Source organism: Haemophilus seminalis, from assembly GCF_006384255.1.
Taxonomy (GTDB): Bacteria; Pseudomonadota; Gammaproteobacteria; order Enterobacterales; family Pasteurellaceae; genus Haemophilus; species Haemophilus seminalis.
The window spans coordinates 109384-132955 of record NZ_VCED01000003.1; the positions used below are offsets into that span (position 1 = coordinate 109384).

Annotated in this window: 22 protein-coding genes; 16 read left to right on the forward strand and 6 right to left on the reverse strand. The window is 38.6% G+C overall.

The window, feature by feature from the left end:
- Positions 1-4 precede the first annotated feature (4 nt).
- From rnr to FE813_RS04880, 5 genes are all read left to right on the forward strand, one after another.
- Positions 5-2353, forward strand: a complete 2349-nt coding sequence (gene rnr / locus FE813_RS04860) for a ribonuclease R (protein WP_139989678.1) — start codon at positions 5-7, stop codon at positions 2351-2353.
- A 55-nt stretch (positions 2354-2408) separates the two neighbouring features.
- Complete coding sequence (rlmB, locus tag FE813_RS04865; protein WP_139989680.1) at positions 2409-3152, forward strand: 23S rRNA (guanosine(2251)-2'-O)-methyltransferase RlmB; 744 nt, start codon at positions 2409-2411, stop codon at positions 3150-3152.
- 211 nt (positions 3153-3363) lie between these two features.
- Positions 3364-3906, forward strand: a complete 543-nt coding sequence (aroK, locus tag FE813_RS04870; protein WP_139989682.1) for a shikimate kinase AroK — start codon at positions 3364-3366, stop codon at positions 3904-3906.
- A 20-nt stretch (positions 3907-3926) separates the two neighbouring features.
- Entirely contained in the window at positions 3927-5015 is a 1089-nt protein-coding gene (gene aroB / locus FE813_RS04875) for a 3-dehydroquinate synthase (RefSeq protein ID WP_139989684.1), read from the forward strand.
- 1 nt (position 5016) lies between these two features.
- Complete coding sequence (locus tag FE813_RS04880; protein ID WP_139989685.1) at positions 5017-5871, forward strand: Dam family site-specific DNA-(adenine-N6)-methyltransferase; 855 nt, start codon at positions 5017-5019, stop codon at positions 5869-5871.
- On the opposite strand, the gene FE813_RS04885 is transcribed toward FE813_RS04880, so the two are convergent.
- Positions 5861-6190: a DciA family protein gene (locus FE813_RS04885; RefSeq protein ID WP_139989687.1), complete on the reverse strand. Its 330-nt coding sequence runs from the start codon at positions 6188-6190 to the stop codon at positions 5861-5863. The genes FE813_RS04880 and FE813_RS04885 overlap by 11 nt on opposite strands.
- Positions 6191-6268: 78 nt before the next feature.
- Between FE813_RS04885 and secM the strand changes: the two genes are divergently transcribed.
- From secM to mutT, 3 genes are all read left to right on the forward strand, one after another.
- Complete coding sequence (secM, locus tag FE813_RS04890; protein WP_139989901.1) at positions 6269-6571, forward strand: secA translation cis-regulator SecM; 303 nt, start codon at positions 6269-6271, stop codon at positions 6569-6571.
- Between the two features lie 124 nt (positions 6572-6695).
- Positions 6696-9401 carry a preprotein translocase subunit SecA gene (gene secA, locus FE813_RS04895; protein WP_139989688.1) on the forward strand — a complete coding sequence of 902 codons (2706 nt, stop codon included), beginning with the start codon at positions 6696-6698 and terminating at the stop codon, positions 9399-9401.
- A 64-nt stretch (positions 9402-9465) separates the two neighbouring features.
- Entirely contained in the window at positions 9466-9879 is a 414-nt protein-coding gene (mutT, locus tag FE813_RS04900; protein ID WP_139989690.1) for an 8-oxo-dGTP diphosphatase MutT, read from the forward strand.
- Positions 9880-9928: 49 nt separating this feature from the next.
- Here mutT and FE813_RS04905 read toward each other — a convergent pair whose 3' ends face one another.
- The 5 genes from FE813_RS04905 to yggU all read right to left on the reverse strand — a co-directional run bounded on the left by FE813_RS04905 (position 9929) and on the right by yggU (position 14916).
- Positions 9929-10192: a DUF5339 domain-containing protein gene (locus FE813_RS04905; protein WP_223893686.1), complete on the reverse strand. Its 264-nt coding sequence runs from the start codon at positions 10190-10192 to the stop codon at positions 9929-9931.
- 89 nt (positions 10193-10281) lie between these two features.
- Complete coding sequence (gene holA / locus FE813_RS04910) at positions 10282-11316, reverse strand: DNA polymerase III subunit delta (protein WP_139989694.1); 1035 nt, start codon at positions 11314-11316, stop codon at positions 10282-10284.
- On the reverse strand, positions 11316-11819 hold the full coding sequence (locus FE813_RS04915; protein ID WP_139989696.1) for an LPS-assembly lipoprotein LptE: 504 nt from the start codon (positions 11817-11819) through the stop codon (positions 11316-11318). The genes holA and FE813_RS04915 overlap by 1 nt, the downstream gene beginning before the upstream one ends.
- Before the next feature lie 95 nt (positions 11820-11914).
- On the reverse strand, positions 11915-14500 hold the full coding sequence (gene leuS, locus FE813_RS04920; RefSeq protein WP_139989698.1) for a leucine--tRNA ligase: 2586 nt from the start codon (positions 14498-14500) through the stop codon (positions 11915-11917).
- A 128-nt stretch (positions 14501-14628) separates the two neighbouring features.
- Positions 14629-14916, reverse strand: a complete 288-nt coding sequence (yggU, locus tag FE813_RS04925) for a DUF167 family protein YggU (protein WP_139989700.1) — start codon at positions 14914-14916, stop codon at positions 14629-14631.
- 152 nt (positions 14917-15068) lie between these two features.
- Between yggU and uppS the strand changes: the two genes are divergently transcribed.
- The 8 genes from uppS (at position 15069) to lpxA (ending at position 23524) form a co-directional block, all read left to right on the forward strand.
- The gene (gene uppS, locus FE813_RS04930; protein WP_139989702.1) at positions 15069-15788 is read left to right on the forward strand and encodes a polyprenyl diphosphate synthase; all 720 of its coding nucleotides are present in this window, start codon (positions 15069-15071) and stop codon (positions 15786-15788) included.
- Positions 15789-15809: 21 nt separating this feature from the next.
- On the forward strand, positions 15810-16676 hold the full coding sequence (locus tag FE813_RS04935) for a phosphatidate cytidylyltransferase (protein ID WP_139989704.1): 867 nt from the start codon (positions 15810-15812) through the stop codon (positions 16674-16676).
- Between the two features lie 9 nt (positions 16677-16685).
- The gene (gene rseP, locus FE813_RS04940; RefSeq protein WP_139989706.1) at positions 16686-18017 is read left to right on the forward strand and encodes a sigma E protease regulator RseP; all 1332 of its coding nucleotides are present in this window, start codon (positions 16686-16688) and stop codon (positions 18015-18017) included.
- A gap of 19 nt (positions 18018-18036) precedes the next feature.
- Positions 18037-20415 (forward strand): outer membrane protein assembly factor BamA, encoded by a 2379-nt coding sequence (bamA, locus tag FE813_RS04945; RefSeq protein WP_139989708.1) that lies wholly within the window; start codon positions 18037-18039, stop codon positions 20413-20415.
- A 121-nt stretch (positions 20416-20536) separates the two neighbouring features.
- On the forward strand, positions 20537-21130 hold the full coding sequence (locus FE813_RS04950) for an OmpH/Skp family outer membrane protein (protein WP_048952783.1): 594 nt from the start codon (positions 20537-20539) through the stop codon (positions 21128-21130).
- Between the two features lie 15 nt (positions 21131-21145).
- On the forward strand, positions 21146-22171 hold the full coding sequence (lpxD, locus tag FE813_RS04955; protein ID WP_139989710.1) for a UDP-3-O-(3-hydroxymyristoyl)glucosamine N-acyltransferase: 1026 nt from the start codon (positions 21146-21148) through the stop codon (positions 22169-22171).
- 145 nt (positions 22172-22316) lie between these two features.
- Complete coding sequence (gene fabZ / locus FE813_RS04960) at positions 22317-22721, forward strand: 3-hydroxyacyl-ACP dehydratase FabZ (protein WP_044233196.1); 405 nt, start codon at positions 22317-22319, stop codon at positions 22719-22721.
- A gap of 14 nt (positions 22722-22735) precedes the next feature.
- A complete protein-coding gene (gene lpxA / locus FE813_RS04965; protein WP_114891498.1) occupies positions 22736-23524 on the forward strand; it encodes an acyl-ACP--UDP-N-acetylglucosamine O-acyltransferase in 789 nt (262 codons plus the stop codon).
- Positions 23525-23572 lie beyond the last annotated feature (48 nt).

Sequence of the window (23572 nt, forward strand, 5' to 3'; positions counted from 1 at the left end):
AATAATGACCAAAAAACGTAAAAACTTAATCAACCAAGATCCTCATTACAAACGAGAATTGGAAAAATACGGCAATCCAATCCCGAGCCGTGAATTTATTTTAAGCGTCATACGAGACAATAATGCGCCGATGAATCGGGATGAAATTTTGACCGCACTTTCCATTCAAAATGAAGATCAAATAGATGCGATGCGTCGCCGGTTACGCGCGATGGAAAATGACGGCCAATTAGTGTTCACCAAACGTAAACACTATGCCTTACCAGAAAAATTAGATTTATTTAAAGGTACGGTAGTTGGTCATCGCGAAGGTTTCGGTTTTTTACAGGTCGATGGCAAAAAGGATGATTTATTCATTCCGAACCATCAAATGCAAAAAGTCATGCATGGAGATTTTGTCTTAGCGCAACCTGCTGGATTAGATCGTCGTGGTCGCCGTGAAGTGCGAATTGTGCGCGTATTAGAAAGTCGTAAAAAACAAATTGTGGGCCGCTTTTTCTTAGAAAACGGTTTTAGCTATGTGGTGCCTGATGACAGCAGAATTGGCCGAGATATTCTCGTGCCAAATGAACATCGTAATGGCGCACGTATGGGACAAGTTGTCGTTGTCGAATTACAAGAACGTTCTGCCAGTTTTAACCAACCAATTGGCGTAATCACTGAGATCCTAGGCGATAATATGGCGAAAGGAATGGAAGTAGAAATCGCCTTGCGTAACCACGATATTCCCCATAAGTTTCCAAGTGCGGTGGAAAAATACGTAAAAAAATTTACTGAAGAAGTGCCTGAAGAAGCAAAAAAAGGCCGTGTGGATTTACGCAATTTACCGCTTGTGACCATTGATGGTGAAGATGCTCGCGATTTTGACGATGCTGTTTATTGTGAAAAACACGGCAAGGGCTGGAAACTTTGGGTAGCGATTGCGGATGTTAGTTATTACGTACGTTTACGTTCCACTTTGGATGTAGAAGCGCATAATCGTGGTAACTCGGTCTATTTTCCGAACCGAGTTGTACCAATGCTACCTGAAATTTTATCAAACGGCTTATGCTCTCTTAACCCACAAGTGGATCGTTTGTGTATGGTGTGTGAGATGCAAATTTCTGCCAAAGGTAAGCTCACAGATTATCGTTTTTATGAAGCGGTGATGAATTCTCACGCCCGCCTAACTTATACCAAAGTAGCAAAAATGCTTGAAGGCGATGAAGAATTACGCACTCGTTATTCTTCGCTTGTACCTCATTTAGAAGATCTTTATAAACTCTATCAAGCTTTGCTTGGTGCGCGTCATCAACGTGGTGCGATCGATTTTGAAACCATTGAAACTAAGTTTATTTTCAATGCAATGGGAAGAATTGAGCGCATTGAACCTGTTGTTCGTAACGATGCCCACAAAATCATTGAGGAATGTATGATTCTTGCGAATATCGCAGCAGCCAATTTTATGGAAAAACATAAAGAGCCTGCGTTATATCGTATTCATGCCACCCCGAGCGAAGAAAAATTAACATCTTTCCGCACTTTCTTAAGTGAGTTTGGTTTAACTTTAGAAGGTGGCTTAAAACCAACTACAAAAGACTACGCTGCACTCTTAGAAAAAGTTAAAGAACGACCAGATCATGAACTTATTCAAATAATGTTGCTACGTTCTTTAAGTCAAGCAGTCTATCATGCTGATAATATTGGGCACTTTGGTTTGGCTTTGGAAGAATATGCTCATTTTACTTCGCCAATTCGCCGTTATCCAGACTTAACACTTCATCGAGGCATCAAGTATTTACTCGCTAAAGAACAAGGCGCAAAACGTAAAACAACTGATACTGGCGGTTATCATTACTCTTTTGATGAAATGGATTTACTTGGAAATCACTGTTCAATGACCGAACGCCGTGCTGACGAAGCAACGCGTGAAGTGGCTGATTGGCTGAAATGTGAATATATGCAAGATCATGTCGGGGGGGAATTTAGCGGTGTTATTTCATCTGTGACTGGATTTGGTTTATTTGTACGCTTAGATGATTTATTCATCGATGGTTTAGTCCATATTTCTACTTTAGAAAACGATTATTACCAATTCGATGCAACAAAACAGCGTTTAATCGGCGAAAATAGCGGAATGCAATATCGCTTAGGCGATAAAGTTCGCATCAAAGTTGAAGCGGTACATTTAGAAAATAAAATGGTCGATTTCTCGCTGATGGGGAGTGAACGCAAACCTCGTCGTGCTGGAAAAACCGCGAAAGAAAAAGCTAAGAAAGTCTTTAAAGAACTACCGTCTAAAGCCTCCAAAAAACGAAAAAGTGCGGTAAAAAAGAAAGAAGTTTCTAAGAAAACATCTAGAAAACGCAAATAATTCACTCCCTATTTTAAGAATGAATTAAAAATTCAAATAAGAAAAAGAGAAATTTATGTCAGAACAAATCTACGGCATTCATGCTGTTAATAGTATTTTAACCCATTCGCCAGAACGTTTAATTGAAGTCTTCGTACTTAAAGGACGTGAAGATAAACGTCTACAGCCACTCTTAAACGAACTTTATTCCCTCGGAATTGGTGTGCAATTCGTTAATCGACAAACACTTGATAAAAAAGCCGATGGCGAAGTTCATCAGGGTGTCATTGCTCGAGTACAAGCAGCAAAAGAACTCAATGAAAATGATCTTGATGAAATTCTTGCAAATAAACAAAATCCGCTTTTATTAGTTTTAGATGGCGTGACGGATCCGCACAACTTGGGAGCATGTTTACGAACAGCTGATGCAGCAGGCGCAGTGGCTGTGATCGTACCAAAAGATAAATCGGCACAATTAACATCTATCGCGCGTAAAGTTGCTTGTGGCGCAGCAGAAAGCGTGCCGTTAATTCGTGTAACCAATCTTTCTCGCACACTGCGCGATTTACAACAAAACCATAATATTTGGGTGGTTGGCACTGCTGGCGAAGCAACTGAAACCATTTATCAAAGCAAACTGACAGGGCCACTCGCACTTGTTATGGGAGCAGAAGGCGAAGGAATGCGTCGTTTAACGCGTGAACATTGCGATCAATTGATTAGCATTCCAATGGCTGGTTCAGTTTCATCATTAAATGTATCTGTCGCAACAGGGGTATGTTTATTTGAAATTGTGCGTCAACGTTTAGCATACATTTAAGTTAGAAGCGTTGTAAATTTCACCGCTCTTTTATTTTCCTTTTTCGTTAAAGAAAATAAATTCCCTCAAAAGGTTGAAAAATAGGGGGATTTATTGCGATAATTTAAGCCATTTCGGGAAAATCTTTTTAACTGCTGAAGTTTATTTTGGCTTGTTTATTTTTTGTTAGAAAGATTAGATTTTTATTTCACCTTTAAATTAGATAAGAACAATGGCGGAAAAACGTAATATTTTTTTAGTAGGGCCAATGGGGGCAGGAAAAAGCACGATTGGTCGTCAGTTAGCGCAACAGTTAAATATGGATTTTGTTGATTCGGATGCTGTAATTGAAGAACGTGCTGGCGCAGATATTAGCTGGATTTTTGATTTGGAAGGCGAAGAGGGCTTCCGCAAACGTGAAGAACGTATTCTTAACGAACTCACTCAAATGCAGGGGATTGTCCTGTCTACTGGTGGAGGAGCAGTGCTTTCTAAAGATAGCCGTAATTATTTATCTGCACGTGGTATTGTAATTTATTTAGAAACTACTGTAGAAAAACAATTTCAACGTACTCAGCGTGACAAAAAACGTCCGCTGTTGCAAGGCGCAGAAGATCCTCGTCAAGTATTGGAAGAGTTGGCAAAAATTCGTAATCCACTTTATGAGGAAGTAGCTGACATCACCCTACCTACAGATGAGCAAAATGCCAAAGTAATGGTAAACCAGATTGTTGATCTCATTGATAATATGAATGGATTAAATGGCGCACTTTAAGTGTGTCTAAGGATAAATTTATGCTGTGCGTAAACGTGGAATTACAGGAGCGTCGTTACCCAATTTTAATTGGTAATGGACTATTGCAAGATGAACGCAGTTATCCGGTTAAGCGAGGAGAGCGCGTGATGATTGTGACGAATCCCACGGTTGCACAGTTTTACTTAGATACGGTAACATTTGCGCTAAAAAAACGCGGGTGCGAAGTCGATCATGTTCTTTTACCCGATGGTGAGAAGTATAAAACGCTCGAATCCTTAAATTTAATTTTTACTGCGCTTTTACAAGGTAATCATGGGCGTGATACAACAATTATAGCACTAGGTGGTGGTGTGATTGGTGATGTGGCAGGATTTGCCGCAGCAAGTTATCAACGAGGAGTACGATTAATTCAAATTCCAACCACTTTACTTTCTCAAGTGGATTCTTCTGTTGGAGGAAAAACAGCAGTGAATCATGAACTTGGGAAAAATATGATCGGTGCATTTTATCAACCCTCTATGGTTATTATTGATACGCATACTCTTGGCACGTTACCAAAACGTGAAGTAAATGCGGGGTTGGCTGAAGTAATAAAATATGGTGCAATTTTAGATTACGAATTTTTTGAATGGCTTGAAGCTCATATTGATGATCTTGTTGCATTAAATAACGAATCCCTACAACATTGTATTGCTCGTTGCTGTCAAATTAAAGCGGATGTAGTTGCTCGTGATGAAACAGAAAAAGGTGATCGAGCTTTACTTAATCTTGGTCATACCTTTGGACATGCGATTGAAACTCATCTCGGCTATGGTAACTGGCTCCATGGTGAAGCGGTATCTACCGGAATGATGATGGCAGCCGCGCTTTCCGAGCAGTTGGGTGATATTTCTGTAGCAGATGTTTCACGCTTAGAAAAATTACTCGCACGCGCTAATTTGCCCACCTTATCACCGGATTCGATGCAGCCGGAGGACTATCTACCGCATATGATGCGAGATAAAAAAGTTCTAGAAGGTAAGTTGCGTCTGGTGTTACTTAAATCACTAGGTCAAGCTTATATAGCAAATGATACTGATAAGGATCTTGTGTTAAACGCTATTAAGCGTTGTACCCAAATGGACTAAGATGTTACGTCCAAAAAAACATTCCCTAAAACCGAAACTTAAACACCGTCCATTTTTGAAATGGGCGGGTGGGAAGTTTCGTTTAACAGATGAAATTAATAATATCTTTCCTAAGAGAAAACAATGTCTTATTGAACCGTTCGTCGGAGCAGGGGCCGTTTTTTTAAACTCGAATTTTGAGCGCTATATTTTGGCTGATATTAATCCTGATTTAATTAATCTTTTTAATATAGTGAAAGAAAATGTAGATATTTACATTGAGGCTTGTAAAACCATTTTTTTTGCTCCTAATGCGAATGATCCTGATTACTACTATGACAAACGTCGCCAATTTAATGCTTCAACAGATCCTTTTGAACGATCTGTGCTTTTTCTCTACTTAAATCGCTTTGGGTTTAATGGGCTATGCCGTTATAACAGCAAAAATGAATTTAACGTGCCTTTTGGCGCATATAAAACGCATTATTTCCCAGAGGACGAGTTACGTTATTTTGCACATAAGGCACAAAGTGCAATATTTTTATGTGGCGATTTTCAGCAAACATTTGCATTAGCTGATAAAGATTCGGTGATTTACTGCGATCCGCCTTATGCTCCCTTACTGCAGGATTCAAATTTTACGAGCTATGCGGGTAATGAGTTTAGTTGTGAGCATCAACGCATTTTAGCGGAACTCGCAAAATTTACACAAAAAGAAAAACAGATTCCGGTTTTAATATCTAATCACGATACCAAATTTACCCGAGAAATTTATAAGGGGGCTAAATTTAAACGTGTGAAAGTACAACGTTCGATTAGCCAGAGCTCAGAAAAACGAGTAAAAGTAAGAGAGTTAATTGCGATTTTTAAGGTGTAATCTTTGATAGCTCAGGGTTTATAACGATATCCAATTTTATGATTTGTGGAAAATCCTCTTGAATTAATTTTATAAGTTCAGGTTGACGAAATAAGATTCCTTGACGCACTATTGCATTTGATACTTCTAAAAAAAGACTATTACCGTTAACGGAACCAATACGAAATTTGCCGTGAAATTCCTGTGGAAAAATGCGGTTAAATTTTTGATTAAGTTCATTGATGGCAAGACCTTTTTTCATTATTTTGGCAAAAGGCGATTGCTCAAGTACATCCATAATATTGACTGCTTTTTGATAACGCTCAGCCTTGTTTTCCATAAAGTCTGCCCCCAGTAAATGACATTAGTTTAGATTTCCGTTACAATACATGTAATTTCCATAATAAACAACGAGATGATGATTTCAGGCACTGTCAAACCGACTTTTTGGTCGCGATTACTTTTAAGTATCATCGCGATTTTTGCTTTGCCTAACGCACAAAGTTTTGAAAATCAAAATAATGCGGAAAATTATTCCTCAAGTGTTTCCATTCAACAAGCGTTGGAAACGGTAAAAGTTGCTCGTGAAGTGCAACGACAAGCCATTCCTCAACCTTCAATTTCCCACCAAACTGAAAAACAACTTAAAATTCAACCGCACTTTTTAGCGGATGTGTTGAATCTTAGTGCGCCAATTCGAGCAGGCCCCTTGCTCATTTAATTTTTCTGTTTTTTGTGAAGAATATTGCTATTGAAATAGCGATATTTTAAAAAATTATTGTATATGAAATAAAGTATTTCATACGCATTTAACTATTTAACTTATATATTTAAAAAGAGAAATTATGAGCATTTTAACGAAAATTTTTGGCAGCCGTAACGACCGTATTTTACGTAAATTAAGAAAACAAGTTGCAAAAATCAATAAATTAGAACCTGAGTTTGAATCCCTCACAGATGAACAACTTCGTGCAAAAACAGATGAATTCCGTCAACGTTTAGGTGCGGGCGAAACTTTGCAACAAATTTTACCAGAAGCATTCGCAACGGTACGTGAAGCAAGTAAGCGCGTGCTTGGTATGAGACATTTTGATGTTCAGCTTATCGGTGGGATGGTATTAACTAACCGCTGTATCGCAGAAATGCGTACTGGTGAGGGGAAAACATTAACGGCGACCTTGCCTTGTTATTTAATCGCACTAGAGGGTAAAGGCGTTCATGTTGTGACGGTTAATGATTATCTTGCTCGCCGAGATGCAGAAACAAACCGTCCGTTATTTGAATTTTTGGGCATGAGTGTAGGAGTAAATATTCCTGGTTTACCGCCTGAAGAAAAACGTGCAGCTTATGCAGCAGATATTACTTATGCAACCAATAGTGAACTTGGTTTTGACTACTTACGTGACAACTTAGCCCACTCAAAAGAAGAGCGTTTCCAACGTACTTTGGGTTATGCGTTGGTGGATGAGGTGGACTCCATCTTAATTGATGAAGCACGTACGCCATTGATTATTTCTGGTCAAGCGGAAGACAGTTCTGCGCTTTATATTGCAGTCAATAAACTGATTCCAAACTTAATTAGACAAGAAAAAGAAGATACGGAAGAATACCAAGGTGAAGGTGATTTTACTTTAGATCTTAAATCTAAGCAGGCACATTTAACGGAACGTGGCCAAGAAAAAGTGGAAGATTGGTTGATTGCGCAAGGTTTAATGCCTGAAGGAGATTCTTTGTATTCTCCAGGTCGAATCGTATTGCTTCATCATGTTATGGCTGCTTTGCGTGCGCACACATTGTTTGAAAAAGATGTCGATTACATTGTGAAAGATGGTGAAATCGTGATTGTTGATGAACACACTGGTCGTACAATGGCAGGGCGTCGTTGGTCGGATGGTTTACATCAAGCCATTGAGGCAAAAGAAGGGGTAGAAATTAAGAGTGAAAACCAAACTGTTGCGTCAATCTCTTACCAAAACTACTTCCGTTTATATGAGCGTCTTGCCGGTATGACGGGGACTGCGGATACCGAAGCGTTTGAATTCCAACAAATTTACGGCTTGGAAACCGTTGTGATTCCAACAAACCGTCCAATGATTCGTGATGATCGTACTGATGTGATGTTTGAAAATGAACAGTATAAATTTAACGCAATTATTGAAGACATCAAAGATTGTGTAGAACGCCAGCAACCAGTGTTAGTGGGTACGATTTCAGTAGAAAAATCGGAAGAATTGTCTAAGGCTTTAGATAAAGCGGGCATCAAACACAATGTGTTGAATGCGAAATTCCACCAACAAGAAGCGGAAATCGTGGCAGAAGCTGGTTATCCTGGTGCGGTGACTATCGCAACGAATATGGCGGGTCGCGGTACGGATATTATCCTTGGGGGTAACTGGAAAGCGCAGGCTGCTAAATTAGAAAATCCAACTCAAGAACAAATTGAAGCACTTAAAGCTGAGTGGGAAAAGAACCACGAGATTGTAATGAAAGCAGGTGGTTTGCATATTATCGGTACAGAGCGTCATGAATCTCGCCGTATCGATAACCAGTTGCGTGGTCGTTCTGGTCGTCAAGGTGACCCAGGTTCTTCTCGTTTTTATCTTTCTTTGGAAGATGGCTTAATGCGCATTTATTTAAATGAAGGTAAACTCAATTTAATGCGTAAAGCGTTCACCGTGCCTGGTGAAGCAATGGAATCGAAAATGTTGGCGAAAGTGATTGCATCTGCTCAAGCAAAAGTTGAGGCTTTCCATTTCGATGGCCGTAAAAACCTACTTGAATATGATGATGTTGCAAATGACCAACGTCATGCAATTTATGAGCAACGCAATTATTTGCTTGATAATGATGATATTTCTGAAACTATCAACGCAATTCGCCACGATGTATTTAATAGCGTGATTGATCAATATATTCCACCGCAATCTTTGGAAGAACAATGGGATATTAAAGGGCTTGAAGAACGTTTAGCTCAAGAGTTTGGTATGGAGTTACCAATTTCTCATTGGCTGGAAGAAGACAATAATCTTCACGAAGAAAACTTGCGTGAACGCATCGTAGAAGTCGCCGAAAAAGAATATAAAGAAAAAGAAGCGCTAGCTGGTGAAGAAACCATGCGCAACTTTGAAAAAGGCGTCATGTTACAAACCTTAGATGAGCTTTGGAAAGAACACCTAGCTGCGATGGATTATTTGCGCCAAGGTATTCATTTACGCGGTTATGCGCAAAAAGATCCAAAACAAGAGTATAAAAAAGAATCTTTCCGTATGTTTACGGAAATGTTGGATTCTTTAAAACACCACGTTATCACGACGTTAACGCGTGTACGTGTGCGTACTCAAGAAGAAATGGAAGAAGCTGAACGTGCTCGTCAGGAGATGGCTGCTCGTATCAATCAAAATAATTTACCTGTGGATGAAAATGGTCAGGCAATCCAAAATTCAGATTCTGAAGATTATTCAGATCGTCGCATTGGACGCAATGAGCCTTGTCCTTGTGGTTCAGGAAAAAAATATAAGCATTGTCATGGTAGTCGTGCTGCTCGCCATTAATGATTAGCCAAAGTGCGGTGATTTTTCACCGCACTTTTTTCATAGATGCTATTGGATAGAAGAAATGGATAAAAAAATTATACAAGTTTCTGCAGGTATTATTCGTAATGAGTTTGGTCAGATCTATTTAACGCAGCGTTTAGAAGGACAGGATTTTGCACAATCTTTAGAATTTCCAGGTGGAAAAGTGGATGCGGGGGAAACCCCAGAACAGGCTTTAAAACGTGAACTGGAAGAGGAAATTGGCATTGTGGTATTAAATGCTGAACTTTACGAGCGCTTCCAATTCGAATATCCAACAAAGATTATTTCTTTTTTCTTTTATGTCGTAGATGAATGGATTGGTGAGCCTTTTGGGCGAGAGGGGCAAGAAGGTTTTTGGGTTGAGCAACGTGCATTAGATGCAGGACAGTTTCCTCCCGCTAATGCAAAATTAATTCATCGGTTATTGAATGAAATTCCCCGTCCTATAAAATAAAACCCTAGTCAGACTAGGGTTTATATAACATCTATTGATTTTTTTCAAATTATTTCGGCATTGCGGCTTTCATTTGTTTAAGTTGTTCTGCCGCTTGATTACAAGCCTTATCTTGTGCCGCTACGGGCATTGATGCAAATTGTTGTTTGCTTGATTCATATTGCGCTTTCATTGCATTTGCTTGCGCAGCTGGCATTGATGCTAAGAAAGAATCAATTTCAGCGAAATAAGTTTTACAACTTGCAGACAAATCAGCTGCAGAAGCTGAAAAACCAAATCCCATTAAAATAAGTGTAGCTAGTGTTTTTTTCATCATGATATCCTCACGAAAGTTAATTAATAAGTCATTGCCGATGTGGCGTTTTATTATACCGCTTTAGTGCAAAAAAAAAACAATAGCGATTACAAACAAATTTTCACAGATAAATCAGCAAGTTTAATCCACACTTCATCGCTAAATTCTTGTTTAGCAAGACGTTCGATATTGGCGAGCTCTTGAATAATTTCGTAGAGCTCTTGGTAGGTTAAACGTTGAATCGCACTTAAAAAGAGCGGCCGGCGATTTTGCCAGATTTTTAGACGGTCAAATTCAACCTTAATTTGTTGAGTTGGAAGTTTTTCCGTTGTCATCGTATGTTGCTGTGGTTTTGTGAGTTCCAGCAACGTAAATAATTCTCGCTGTAGCGTGCGTAATAAAATAACAGGTTGCACATCTTCAGCTTGTAAACCTTTTAAAATACGTTTAGCGCGATTTGCTTTTCCCATTAGCAAAGCATCAATCCATTGAAATGGTGTAAAAATTGAGGATTGTTCGACTACGCTAATTACACGATTGTAGTTAAGTTTATGGTCAGGATAGAGCAAATCTAAAAGTTGCAGAGCTTGTTTGAGTGCGAGCAGGTTATTCTCATAACTGTAACAAAGTTGTTGGATTGCTTCATCATCAGCTTCTAATCCCATCGTTTTGGTACGATTTTTTACCCAACGGGGGAGATTTTCAGCTGTAGGCGTTTGGCAATTTACAAGAATCGCACTGGTTTCATATTGGTTTAGTTCAACAAACCATGCTTGGTTTTCATTTGCTTTTGCTAGCTTTGCAATTTGTAAAATCAGCAAGATATCGTCATGTAGAACCGAAATAAATTCTTGCAGATTTTTCTGTAAAAGTGCGGTGAAGTTTTCTGGTAAATTTAATACCATGACTTGTTTATTAAAAAACAATCCCATGGACTGACAGGATTCTATGAGTTGTGCCCAGTCAGTTTGGCTATCAATCTGAATGCTATTTTTCTCATCGAATCCTTGTTGGTTGGCTGTTTTATAAATGGCATCTTCACTTTCACTCAGTAACAATGGATCTTGTCCGACCAAAAAGTAAACTTTGGCTAAACGTTGGGAAAGATGTTGATTAAGTTGCTCAGGGAAGATGCGATTCATTATTTGTTTTTCACTTGTTTTTCTAATGCAACCATTTTAGTAATGAGCTGACGGGCAGCTTGTTCCCGCATATCATTCCAAATTACTTCTCGTTCGGCGGATTTAGCTAATGCTGCGCGAGAGTTATCAAAGAAAGTGCGGTTGACTTTTGCTGTGATTGGGTGACTTTCACCATTCGCTAAACGAATACTTGCTTCCACTTCTAACATCAATACTTTTTCAGCTTCACGTCCGCGTTTAAAGACAGAAGCAACTTCATCATTTGTGCGGAATTTATTGATGCGCAAAACAGGAATGCCTTGAGTCGAATTGACGAGTTGAACATTATTCGCTTGTAACTGATTACGCATCGCAACTGACATTTCGCTGTATGGATCGGGGCTTTCAAATGTAAGAGTACGTAATTCTTGTGGAATTAATGTACCGTTTTGAAAATGCCAGCCGCAAGCAGAAAGCGCGGTAATGCTTGTTACAATGAACAATGCTTTGATTGATTTAATCATAAAAATTACCTTTATTGTGGAGTGCATGAATTCAAAATCCATACACTAATAAAGATAGAATCTGTGAAATATCAATATTCCACGGATTCTACGGATTATGGTTTAACCACAAAATTCAACATTTTTAATGGAATATAGATTTCTTTAAGAATTTCTTTTCCATCAAGGAATTTCGCAACATTAGGATCTGCTTTGGCTGCGGCTTTAACTTCTTCTTCTGAAGAGGTTGCAGGAACAGTCACTTTTCCACGAACTTTGCCATTTACTTGCACAACAATGAGTTTTTCATCTTCTACCATTGCGGCTTCATCAGCTTTCACCCATTCAGCGGTATCGATGTTGCTTTCATTTCCTAGCGCTTGCCATAATTCAAAGCAGATATGTGGCGTAATTGGATAAAGCATACGAACAACTGCACTTAATGCTTCCGCCATGACAGCACGATCTTGATCGCTTTCTAAGGAAGCCTTAGTGAGTTTATTCATCAACTCCATCACTGCTGCAATCGCAGTATTAAATGTTTGACGACGACCAATATCATCGCTCACTTTTGCAATCGTTTTATGTACTTCACGACGAAGCGCTTTTTGCGCTGCTGAAAGTGAGGTGATATCTAGGCTAGTTTTTGCTGGATTTTGTTGATATTGATATACCAAGTTCCAAACACGCCCTAAGAAACGTTTCGCACCTTCTACGCCAGATTCTTGCCATTCCAAGGTCATTTCTGCTGGAGAGGCAAACATCATAAAGAGACGAACAGTATCAGCACCATATTTTTCTACCATTTCTTGTGGGTCAATACCGTTATTTTTGGATTTCGACATTTTGGTCATGCCACTGTGGACTAGTTCACGTCCTTCAGGATCGGCCGCTTTAATAATTCTGCCTTTTTCATCACGTTCAAGAGTCACCTGTGTTGGACTTACCCAAATACGCTCGTTGGTCGGACTTGTGTAGTAGAAGGCATCTGCAAGTACCATACCTTGACATAATAATTTATCGGCTGGTTCGTCACTGGTTACAAACCCTGCATCACGCAATAATTTGTGGAAGAAACGGAAGTAGAGTAAGTGCATTGTTGCGTGTTCAATACCACCGATATATTGATCCACTGGTAACCAATAGTTTGCTTCTTCCGCATCAAGCATGCCATTTTGATATTGTGGACAAGTGTAGCGAGCGTAATACCAAGAGGATTCCATAAAGGTATCAAAGGTATCCGTTTCTTTTAATGCAGGTACACCGTTGAAAGTGGTTTTCGCCCAGTTAGGATCAGCTTTAATTGGGCTTTTTACGCCATCCATTACCACATCTTCAGGTAGAATAATAGGTAAATCTTCCATTGGTGCAGGTACTACACCGCCATTTTCAAGGGTTAGCATCGGAATTGGCGCCCCCCAATAACGTTGGCGAGAAACGCCCCAGTCACGTAAACGGTAATTCACTTGGCGTTTTCCAACACCTAATTTTTCTAATTTGTCCGCGATACCATTGAATGCGCCATCAAAATCTAAACCATCAAACTCAGCTGAGTTCACTAATTTACCGTGCTCAACGAAAGCTTGTTTGGTTAAATCAATGTCTTCATCAGCAATGGGTTCAATAACTTGCTTGATTTGTAAACCGTATTTTTGAGCAAATTCAAAGTCGCGTTGGTCGTGAGCAGGAACGGCCATGACAGCACCAGTGCCATAGTGCATTAACACGAAATTCGCAACCCAAATTGGTAATTTTTCACCCGTCAATGGATGAATGGCAAATAAACCCGTTGCCATTCCTTTTTTCTCCATTGTCGCAAGATCAGCTTCTGCTACTTTGGCATTTTTCGCTTCCTGAATAAAGGCGGCTAATTCAGGATTATTTTGAGCCGCTAAACTTGCTAATGGATGTGCCGCCGCAATGCCTAAATAACTTACGCCGTAAAAGGTATCTGGACGCGTGGTGTAAACTGCTACTTTTTCGTTGGTATCTACAACATCAAAAGTAATTTCTACCCCTTCAGAACGACCGATCCAGTTACGCTGCATAGTTTTTACCATGTCAGGCCATTGTGGAAGGGTATCTAAACCACCTAATAATTGCTCTGCATAGTCAGTAATTTTGATAAACCATTGTGGGATTTCTTTTTGTTCCACTGGTGTATCACAACGCCAGCAACAACCTTCGTGTACTTGCTCGTTTGCGAGTACAGTTTCATCATTCGGACACCAGTTTACTGTTGAGGTTTTTTTGTACACTAAGCCTTTTTTATAAAGCTCAGTGAAGAACCATTGCTCCCATTTGTAGTATTCTGGTTTACAGGTTGCGATTTCACGATCCCAGTCGAAACCAAAGCCTAAAAGTTGAAGTTGTTTTTTCATGTAGGCAATGTTTTCGTACGTCCATTTAGCAGGCGCAGTTTTGTTTTTGATCGCTGCGCCTTCTGCTGGTAAGCCGAAAGCATCCCAACCAAATGGTTGTAATACGTTTTTGCCTAGCATGCGTTGATAACGAGAAATTACATCACCAATAGTGTAGTTACGCACGTGCCCCATATGTAGGCGACCAGAAGGATACGGGAACATAGAAAGACAGTAATATTTTTCTTTAGATTCGTCTTTGATTGCTTTGAAAACTTTATTTTCTGCCCAATATTGTTGAACCTTTGGTTCGATCATATCGGGGCGATATTGTTCTTGCATAAAATCACCTTAATTTTTAACCGCACTTTTGCAGCATTTTGACAATAGAAAATGTGGCATAGAATACCGTAAAACGGCATAAATTAATAGGGTGAGAGTCCAAAGTGCGGTGATTTTTTTCTTTGTTTTTACAATAGATTTTGAATTTCTTTTGGAATTAATTTGGGGTCAGGAATCCAAACTTGTTTGTGTCGGCTCAATTGCCCTTTTTCTAAAATAATACTGCTTTTGGGCACTTTGAAGGATTTACTTAAAAATTTCAATAAATGCGTATTTGCTTGCCCCTCAACGGGGGGCGCAGTAATGGTAATTTTTAATTCATCATCGTGAATACCAGCAATATGATCTTTACTGGCTTTTGGCTGTAAGAATATTCTTAATCTAATGCCGTCTTTATTTTGTTCAATTGCAGACATAAATTCTTCGTTTTGTTTATTTTTCTTTATTATAAAAATGAATTATGTAAAAAATAAAGTGTGGATTAGGGCTCGCTAATCCATAGCAAGCAAATACAACTTGTGATATAGTTCACAGCCGAATTTATAGGGATCTTTTTATAATAAAAATAATGATAGAACTCGATCAAAACAATATTCCAAAACACGTTGCCATTATTATGGATGGTAATGGGCGATGGGCTAAACAGAAAAATAAAATGCGTATTTTTGGCCATACTAATGGCGTATCTGCTGTTCGCCGAGCAGTAAGTTATGCTCGCCAAACAGGAGTAAATTTTCTTACGCTTTATGCTTTTAGTAGCGAAAATTGGAATCGACCAGAGCAAGAAGTCAGCGCGTTAATGACGCTTTTTATGCAAGCTTTAGATCGCGAAGTGAAAAAATTACATAAAAATAATATTCGTCTGAAAATTATTGGCGATGTATCTCGTTTTAGTGAATCTTTACAAGAAAAAATTGCAAAAGCGGAAAATTTAACAGAAAAAAATACCGCACTTACGCTCAATATTGCTGCAAATTACGGTGGTTGCTGGGATATTGTACAGGCGACAAAACAACTCGCAGAAAAAGTAAAAAATAATGAGATGAGCGTTGAAGAGATTGATGAAATTGCTTTTCAGCGTCATTTAGTTACACAAGATGAACCACAAGTGGATCTATTGATTCGTACCAGTGGTGAACAACGAATTAGTAATTTTTTATTATGGCAAATTGCATATGCAGAACTTTATTTTTCCGATGTGCTGTGGCCAGATTTTGATGAGGCGGAATTTAACAGTGCCATCGCCTGTTATCAACAACGTCATCGCCGTTTTGGTGGGACAGAATAATTCAATAAATGGATTAAAATTATGCTTAAACAACGAGTTTTATCAGCCATTGTGTTAATCGTAGCGGTGTTATGTGCGATATTTTTATTTACGCCTTTTTATTTTGCTCTCGCGTTAGGTGCTGTGGCGACTTTAGGCGTTTGGGAATGGACTCAGTTTGCTCGCCTTAAACAGCCTTTAGCGCGTTTTTGTGTTGCTGCTTTTTTAGGTGCTTTTATCTTTTTATGGCTCTATACTGAGGGCAACTATTTAGATGCAGGTCGTGTGTTTGAACAGCATCTTCAGCTTTTATTAATGAACGCTGTTGGTTGGTGGATTTTAGCTTTATTGCTTGTGGTGAGTTATCCTAAATCAGCTAAATTTTGGTCTAAAAATCCTCTTTTACAGCTTTTATTTGCCTTTTCTACTTTAATCCCATTTATCGCGGGTGTATTACGTTTACGTTTAGAACACTATACCCATGATCCTTATCACGGCTTATTTTTATTACTTTATGTATTTGTGCTTGTTTGGGCTGCTGATTCTGGTGCTTATTTTAGTGGACGCGCATTTGGTAAACGTAAACTTGCGCCAAAAGTTTCACCTGGTAAAAGCTGGGAAGGCGTTGTTGGTGGTTTAATTACAGCGTTAGTGCTTGCTTTTGTATTTATTCATTTCTCTGGCGATGCTTTAGTTGGTGAGCGAAATATCACTGGATTCGTTATTCTTTCCGTTGCTACAGTTGCAATTTCAGTATTGGGCGATTTAACTGAAAGTATGTTTAAACGTGAGTCAGGAGTTAAAGACAGCAGTCAATTAATTCCAGGTCATGGTGGTGTATTAGATCGCATTGATAGCTTGACTGCTGCGGTACCTTTTTTCAGCTACTTCTATTTCTTTGTGTTATAAGGATTCTGAATGTCATTTTTGTGGTCGCTAGGTTCTTTTATCATTGCTATTGCAGTATTAGTATCCGTTCACGAATATGGACACTTTTGGGCTGCTAGAAAGTGCGGTATAAAAGTTCATCGTTTTTCAATTGGCTTTGGTAAGGTAATTTGGAAACGTATCGATAAGCATGGTACAGAATTTGCGGTTTCAATGATTCCTTTAGGCGGCTATGTAAAAATGCTTGATGGACGCAATGAAGAGGTTCCAGTTGAGCAAAAGCCACAAGCATTCGACAGTAAAAGTGTATTAGAACGTGCATTTGTGATTATCGCCGGTCCTTTGGCAAATTTTATTTTTGCGATTTTTGCCTATTGGGTCATCTATGTTTATGGAATGCCAAGTGTTAAACCTGTGATTGAATCAATAACGCCAAGTTCAATCGCGGCACAAACGCACATTGAACCCAATACACAAATTCTAGCGGTTGATGGCGAAGAAACTCAAGATTGGGAAACCATCAATATGCTACTTGCCACAAAAATGGGGGAGCCTAATGTTGAAATTACCCTTTCTTCTTTTGGCTCCAATATTGAACAACAACGGACTTTAAATCTTACAAATTGGACTTTTGATCCTGAAAAAGAAAGTGCTTTTGAGGCATTAGGGATTATGCCTATGCGTCCTAAAGTGGAAATGGTGCTTTCTAAAGTTGTTCAAGGTTCTCCAGCTGAGAAAGCAGGTTTACAAATCGGTGATAAAATTTTAAAAGAAAATTTAACCGTACTTCCTTGGCAAGATTTTATAAAACAGGTCGAACAAGGCGAATCTTTTTCTATTAAAGTTGAACGTAATGGGGAAACGCTTGACAAAATTATCACGCCAGTGCGTAATCAGAGTGGAAAATGGTTTGTGGGTTTAAGCCCAACTTTTGTAAAATTATCTGATGAATATCGTACAGAATTAAAATATGATATTCTTGAGTCCTTACAAAAAGGCATTGAAAAGACTGGCCAACTTTCTGTATTAACCTTGAAGGTGCTAGGAAAATTAATCACGGGTGATTTGTCATTAAACAATTTAAGCGGCCCGATTTCTATTGCTAAAGGTGCGGGTGCATCTGCTAATATTGGATTGGTGTATTTTTTAAGCTTTATGGCATTGATTAGTGTGAATTTAGGTATTATGAATTTATTCCCATTGCCTGTATTAGATGGCGGCCATTTAGTTTTTTTAGCAATGGAAGCTGTTAAAGGAAAACCTATTTCTGAGCGGGTGCAAAGCATCTGTTATCGAATTGGCGCAGCGCTGTTATTAAGTTTAACGGTGTTTGCATTATTTAATGATTTTTTACGTCTATAATTTATATAGGATACAATCGATGAAAAAACTTCTAATCGCAAGTTTATTATTCGGTACGACAACGACTGTGTTTGCCGCACCTTTTGTGGCAAAAGATATTCGTGTGGATGGTGTTCAAGGTGACTTAGAACAACAAATCCGAGCAAGTCTACCTGTTCGTGCCGGTCAGCGTGTGACTGACAATGATGTGGCTAATATTGTCCGCTCTTTATTCGTAAGTGGTCGATTCGATGATGTGAATGCACATCAAGAAGGCGATGTACTTGTTGTTAGCGTTGTGGCTAAATCGATCATTTCAGATGTTAAAATCAAAGGTAACTCTGTTATTCCAACTGAAGCACTTAAACAAAACTTAGATGCTAATGGGTTTAAAGTTGGCGATGTTTTAATTCGAGAAAAATTAAATGAATTTGCAAAAAGTGTAAAAGAGCACTATGCAAGTTTAGGTCGCTATAACGCAACAGTTGAACCTATTGTAAATACGTTACCAAATAATCGTGCTGAAATTTTAATTCAGATCAATGAAGATGATACTGCAAAATTAGCATCATTAACTTTCAATGGTAATGAATCTGTTAGTAGCAGTACGTTGCAAGAGCAAATGGAATTACAACCTGATTCTTGGTGGAAATTATGGGGTAATAAATTTGAAGGCGCTCAGTTCGAGAAAGATTTACAGTCAATTCGTGATTATTATTTAAATAATGGTTATGCCAAAGCACAAATCACTAAAACTGATGTTCAGCTAAATGATGAAAAAACGAAAGTAAATGTAACCATTGATGTCAATGAAGGTTTACAGTATGACCTTCGAAGTGCTCGTATTGTTGGTAATGTGGGTGGTATGGCTTCTGAACTTGAACCGTTACTTTCTTCATTACATTTAAATGACACTTTCCGTCGCAGTGATATTGCCGATGTTGAAAATGCGATTAAAGCAAAATTGGGTGAACGTGGTTACGGTAGTGCAACGGTGAATACTGTACCTGATTTTGATGATGCAAATAAAACCTTAGCAATTACTTTTGTTGTTGATGCTGGTCGACGTTTAACTGTTCGTCAACTACGCTTTGAAGGAAATACTGTTTCAGCAGATAGTACTTTACGTCAAGAAATGCGCCAACAAGAAGGGGCGTGGTATAACTCGCAATTAGTTGAGTTAGGTAAAATCCGTTTAGATCGTACAGGATTCTTCGAAACCGTAGAAAATCGAATTGATCCTGTAAAAGGTACGGATGACGAAGTCGATGTCGTGTATAAAGTTAAAGAGCGTAATACAGGTAGTATCAACTTTGGTATTGGTTACGGTACAGAGAGTGGTATTAGTTATCAAGCTAGTGTTAAACAAGATAATTTCTTGGGAACAGGAGCAGCAGTAAGTATAGCTGGTACGAAAAATGATTATGGTACTAGTGTCAATTTGGGTTATACCGAACCCTACTTTACTAAAGATGGCGTAAGTCTTGGTGGAAATGTTTTCTTTGAAAACTATGATAATTCTAAAAGTGATACATCTTCTAATTATAAACGTACGACTTACGGTGGTAATGTCACTTTAGGTTTCCCTGTAAATGAAAATAACTCTTACTATGTTGGATTGGGTTATACTTATAATAAGATCAGTAATTTTGCTCCAGAATATAACCGTGAATTATATCTTGATTCCATGAATTTTAATGGAAATTCAATCAAAACCAGTGACTTTGATTTTTCTTTTGGTTGGAACTATAACAGCCTTAATAGGGGATATTTCCCAACTAAAGGGGTAAAAGCAAGTCTTGGTGGACGAGTTACAATTCCGGGTTCGGATAACAAATACTACAAACTAAGTGCAGATGTACAAGGTTTCTACCCATTAGACAGAGATCACCGTTGGGTTATATCTGCAAAAGCATCTGCAGGATATGCAAATGGTTTTGGAAACAAGCGTTTACCGTTCTATCAAACTTATACAGCGGGTGGCATCGGTTCATTACGTGGTTTTGCTTATGGTAGTATTGGACCTAATGCAATTTATGCCGATCAACATGGTAATTTTAATAGGATAAGTTCTGATGTGATTGGTGGTAATGCAATCACAACTGCGAGCGCAGAACTTATTGTACCAACACCGTTTGTGAGCGATAAGAGCCAAAATACAGTCCGAACTTCCTTATTTGTTGATGCGGCAAGTGTTTGGAATACTAAATGGAAATCGGATAAGAGTGGGTTAGATAATAATGTATTGAAAAGCTTACCCGATTATGGAAAAGTTAGTCGAGTTCGTGCCTCTGCGGGTGTAGGCTTCCAATGGCAATCCCCTATTGGACCGTTGGTTTTCTCTTACGCAAAACCGATTAAGAAATATGAATATGATGATGTAGAACAATTCCAATTTAGTATTGGTGGTTCATTTTAATAAATTGAACTTTTTGTTGTATCATCATTCAAAGAAAACGTTCTATACTAAATTTATTTTAGTGTAGAGAATATTAATAACTAACTAACTAACTAACTAACTAATTAAGGAAATTTATAAAATGAAAAATGTTGTAAAAGTAACCGCACTTGCATTAGGTATCGCACTTGCTTCAGGCTATGCGGCTGCTGAGGAAAAAATTGCTTTCATTAATGCAGGTTATGTTTTCCAAAACCATCCAGATCGTCAAGCTGTTGCAGATAAATTAGATGCAGAATTTAAACCTGTTGCTGATAAATTAGCTGCAAGCAAAAAAGAAATTGATGATAAAATTGTTGCAGCACGTAAAAAAGTAGAAGCAAAAGCAGCAGCATTAGAAAAAGATGCGGCACGTTTAAGTAAAGCTGATATTCAAAAACGTCAAGATGAAATTAATAAACTCGCTGCTTCTGAAGACGCTTCATTACAAAAATTGATGCAAGAACAAGATAAAAAAGTGGCTGAATTTCAAGCTCAAAATGAAAAACGTCAAGCTGAAGAGCGTGGTAAATTGCTAGATAGTATTCAAACTGCAACAAATAATTATGCAAAAGCAAATGGTTATAGCTATGTGCTTGATGCAAATTCAGTCGTATTTGCAGTAGAGGGTAAAGACATTAGTGATGCTGTGTTAAAAACAATTCCTGCAACACAAAAAACAGAAGAGAAAAAATAATAGGCTTTATTAATCATGTTAAAAACCTATTCTTTACAAGAATTGGCAACTCAAATCGGCGCTACCGTTCGCGGTAACGCCGATGTCGTTGTAGAAAATATCGCTCCTCTTGATAAGGCTCAATGTCATCAGCTTACCTTTATTTCTAATGCAAAGTTCCGTTCTTTATTAAAAGATTCTAAGGCAGGTATCTTGGTTGTATCTGAAGCAGATGTAGAGTTTTGTTCACCTGAAAGCAATTTATTAATCGTAAAAGATCCTTATGTTGCCTATGCCATTTTAGCCCAATATATGGATACTACGCCTAAAGCAGCTCAAGGTATTGCACTTAGCGCGGTAGTCTCTGGTCATGCATCTTTGGGAGAGAATGTCTCCATCGGTGCAAATACTGTTATTGAAGATGGCGTTGTTCTTGGCGATAACGTTATTATTGGTGCAAATTGCTTTGTGGGTAAAAATACAAAAATCGGTGCGAATACACAGCTTTGGGCAAATGTAAGTATCTATCATGATGTAGAAATTGGTATAAATTGTTTAATTCAATCGGGTGCAGTGATTGGTAGCGATGGTTTTGGTTATGCAAATGATCGTGGGCGTTGGATTAAAATTCCACAAGTTGGTCAGGTAATTATTGGTAATAATGTTGAAATAGGTGCTTGCACTTGTATTGATCGTGGTGCTTTAGATGCAACTGTTATTGAGGATAATGTTATTATTGATAATCTTTGTCAAATTGCCCATAACGTACATATTGGTACCGGCACCGCGGTTGCGGGGGGGGTCATTATGGCTGGAAGCTTAACAGTTGGGCGGTATTGCTTAATTGGTGGTGCGAGTGTAATCAATGGTCATATGGAAATCTGCGATAAGGTAACTATTACAGGTATGGGAATGGTGATGCGTCCAATTACTGAGCCTGGTGTCTATTCATCTGGTATTCCATTGCAAACGAACAAAGCATGGCGTAAAACTGCGGCATTAACTTTGGGAATTGATGAAATAAATAAACGTGTGAAAGCGTTAGAGAAGAAGATTAATTAATTTATTGTAGAGCGCACCAACTTTTATGGTGCGTTTTATTTTTAGCCGTAAATATCGTATAATTCGAGAGATTTTATTTGTTTATTTTTTGTAAGGTGTCAACGTGTCAGAACAACAACCAAGAGTGATCGAATCAAAAGAAATTATGACTTTATTACCACATCGCTATCCATTTTTATTAGTGGATCGCGTATTGGATTTTAAAGAAGGCGAATGGTTAAAAGCGATTAAAAATATTAGCGTTAATGAGCCTTGTTTCACAGGTCACTTCCCCGGCGAACCTATTTTACCGGGCGTTTTAATTTTAGAAGCTTTGGCACAGGCAATGGGTATTTTAGCCTTTAAAACTCACGAATTAAAAGGCGGTGAACTATTCTATTTCGCAGGTATTGATGAAGCGCGCTTTAAACGTCCAGTGTTACCTGGAGATCAAATGGAATTAAACGTTCAAGTGATTAAAGAACGCCGTGGCATCACTGCATTTACTGGTGTTGCAACCGTAAACGGTGAAATTGCTTGTGAAGCAAAACTAATGTGCGCTCGTCGTTAATTAAGGGGGTAAATATGATCCACCCAAATGCAAAAATCCATCCTACAGCCTTAGTTGAAGAAGGCGCAGTTATTGGCGAAGGTGTTGTTATCGGGCCTTTCTGTATTGTTGAAGGCACTGTTGAAATTAAAGCTCGCACTGTATTGAAATCTCACGTTGTCGTTCGTGGCGATACGGTTATTGGCGAAGATAACGAAATCTATCAATTCGCTAGCATTGGTGAAGTGAACCAAGATTTAAAATATAACGGCGAAGCAACCAAAACGATTATTGGTAATGGCAACCGAATTCGTGAACATGTGACAATTCATCGTGGTACCATCCAAGGCGGAGGTGTAACCTCTATTGGCAATAACAATTTATTAATGGTGAATGTTCACATTGCACATGATTGCCAAATTAAAAACAACTGTATTTTGGCAAACAATGCAACGCTTGCTGGTCACGTAGAATTAGATGATTTCGTGATTGTTGGTGGCATGTCAGCAATTCACCAATTTGTAATCGTTGGTGCACACGTCATGTTAGGCGGCGGTTCTATGGTAAGCCAAGATGTACCTCCTTATGTTATGGCACAAGGCAACCACGCCCGTCCATTTGGCGTAAACTTAGAAGGTTTAAAACGTCGTGGTTTTGATAAACCAACCATGCACGCAATCCGTAACGTTTATAAAATGATCTATCGTAGTGGTAAAACGCTCGAAGAAGTGTTACCAGAAATTGAGCAAATTGCAGAAACCGATTCAGCGATTAGTTTCTTTGTTGAATTTTTCAAACGTTCAACTCGCGGTATTATTCGTTAATAAAGTATCTCTGTTTTCAACCGCACTTTGCACACCAAAGTGCGGTTA

Coding starts and splice junctions, on each gene's coding strand:
- rnr (WP_139989678.1), top strand. CDS start 5: ATGACCAAAAAACGTAAAAACTTAATCAACCAAGATCCTCATTACAAA.
- rlmB (WP_139989680.1), top strand. CDS start 2,409: ATGTCAGAACAAATCTACGGCATTCATGCTGTTAATAGTATTTTAACC.
- aroK (WP_139989682.1), top strand. CDS start 3,364: ATGGCGGAAAAACGTAATATTTTTTTAGTAGGGCCAATGGGGGCAGGA.
- aroB (WP_139989684.1), top strand. CDS start 3,927: ATGCTGTGCGTAAACGTGGAATTACAGGAGCGTCGTTACCCAATTTTA.
- FE813_RS04880 (WP_139989685.1), top strand. CDS start 5,017: ATGTTACGTCCAAAAAAACATTCCCTAAAACCGAAACTTAAACACCGT.
- FE813_RS04885 (WP_139989687.1), bottom strand. CDS start 6,190: ATGGAAAACAAGGCTGAGCGTTATCAAAAAGCAGTCAATATTATGGAT.
- secM (WP_139989901.1), top strand. CDS start 6,269: ATGATTTCAGGCACTGTCAAACCGACTTTTTGGTCGCGATTACTTTTA.
- secA (WP_139989688.1), top strand. CDS start 6,696: ATGAGCATTTTAACGAAAATTTTTGGCAGCCGTAACGACCGTATTTTA.
- mutT (WP_139989690.1), top strand. CDS start 9,466: ATGGATAAAAAAATTATACAAGTTTCTGCAGGTATTATTCGTAATGAG.
- FE813_RS04905 (WP_223893686.1), bottom strand. CDS start 10,192: ATGAAAAAAACACTAGCTACACTTATTTTAATGGGATTTGGTTTTTCA.
- holA (WP_139989694.1), bottom strand. CDS start 11,316: ATGAATCGCATCTTCCCTGAGCAACTTAATCAACATCTTTCCCAACGT.
- FE813_RS04915 (WP_139989696.1), bottom strand. CDS start 11,819: ATGATTAAATCAATCAAAGCATTGTTCATTGTAACAAGCATTACCGCG.
- leuS (WP_139989698.1), bottom strand. CDS start 14,500: ATGCAAGAACAATATCGCCCCGATATGATCGAACCAAAGGTTCAACAA.
- yggU (WP_139989700.1), bottom strand. CDS start 14,916: ATGTCTGCAATTGAACAAAATAAAGACGGCATTAGATTAAGAATATTC.
- uppS (WP_139989702.1), top strand. CDS start 15,069: ATGATAGAACTCGATCAAAACAATATTCCAAAACACGTTGCCATTATT.
- FE813_RS04935 (WP_139989704.1), top strand. CDS start 15,810: ATGCTTAAACAACGAGTTTTATCAGCCATTGTGTTAATCGTAGCGGTG.
- rseP (WP_139989706.1), top strand. CDS start 16,686: ATGTCATTTTTGTGGTCGCTAGGTTCTTTTATCATTGCTATTGCAGTA.
- bamA (WP_139989708.1), top strand. CDS start 18,037: ATGAAAAAACTTCTAATCGCAAGTTTATTATTCGGTACGACAACGACT.
- FE813_RS04950 (WP_048952783.1), top strand. CDS start 20,537: ATGAAAAATGTTGTAAAAGTAACCGCACTTGCATTAGGTATCGCACTT.
- lpxD (WP_139989710.1), top strand. CDS start 21,146: ATGTTAAAAACCTATTCTTTACAAGAATTGGCAACTCAAATCGGCGCT.
- fabZ (WP_044233196.1), top strand. CDS start 22,317: ATGACTTTATTACCACATCGCTATCCATTTTTATTAGTGGATCGCGTA.
- lpxA (WP_114891498.1), top strand. CDS start 22,736: ATGATCCACCCAAATGCAAAAATCCATCCTACAGCCTTAGTTGAAGAA.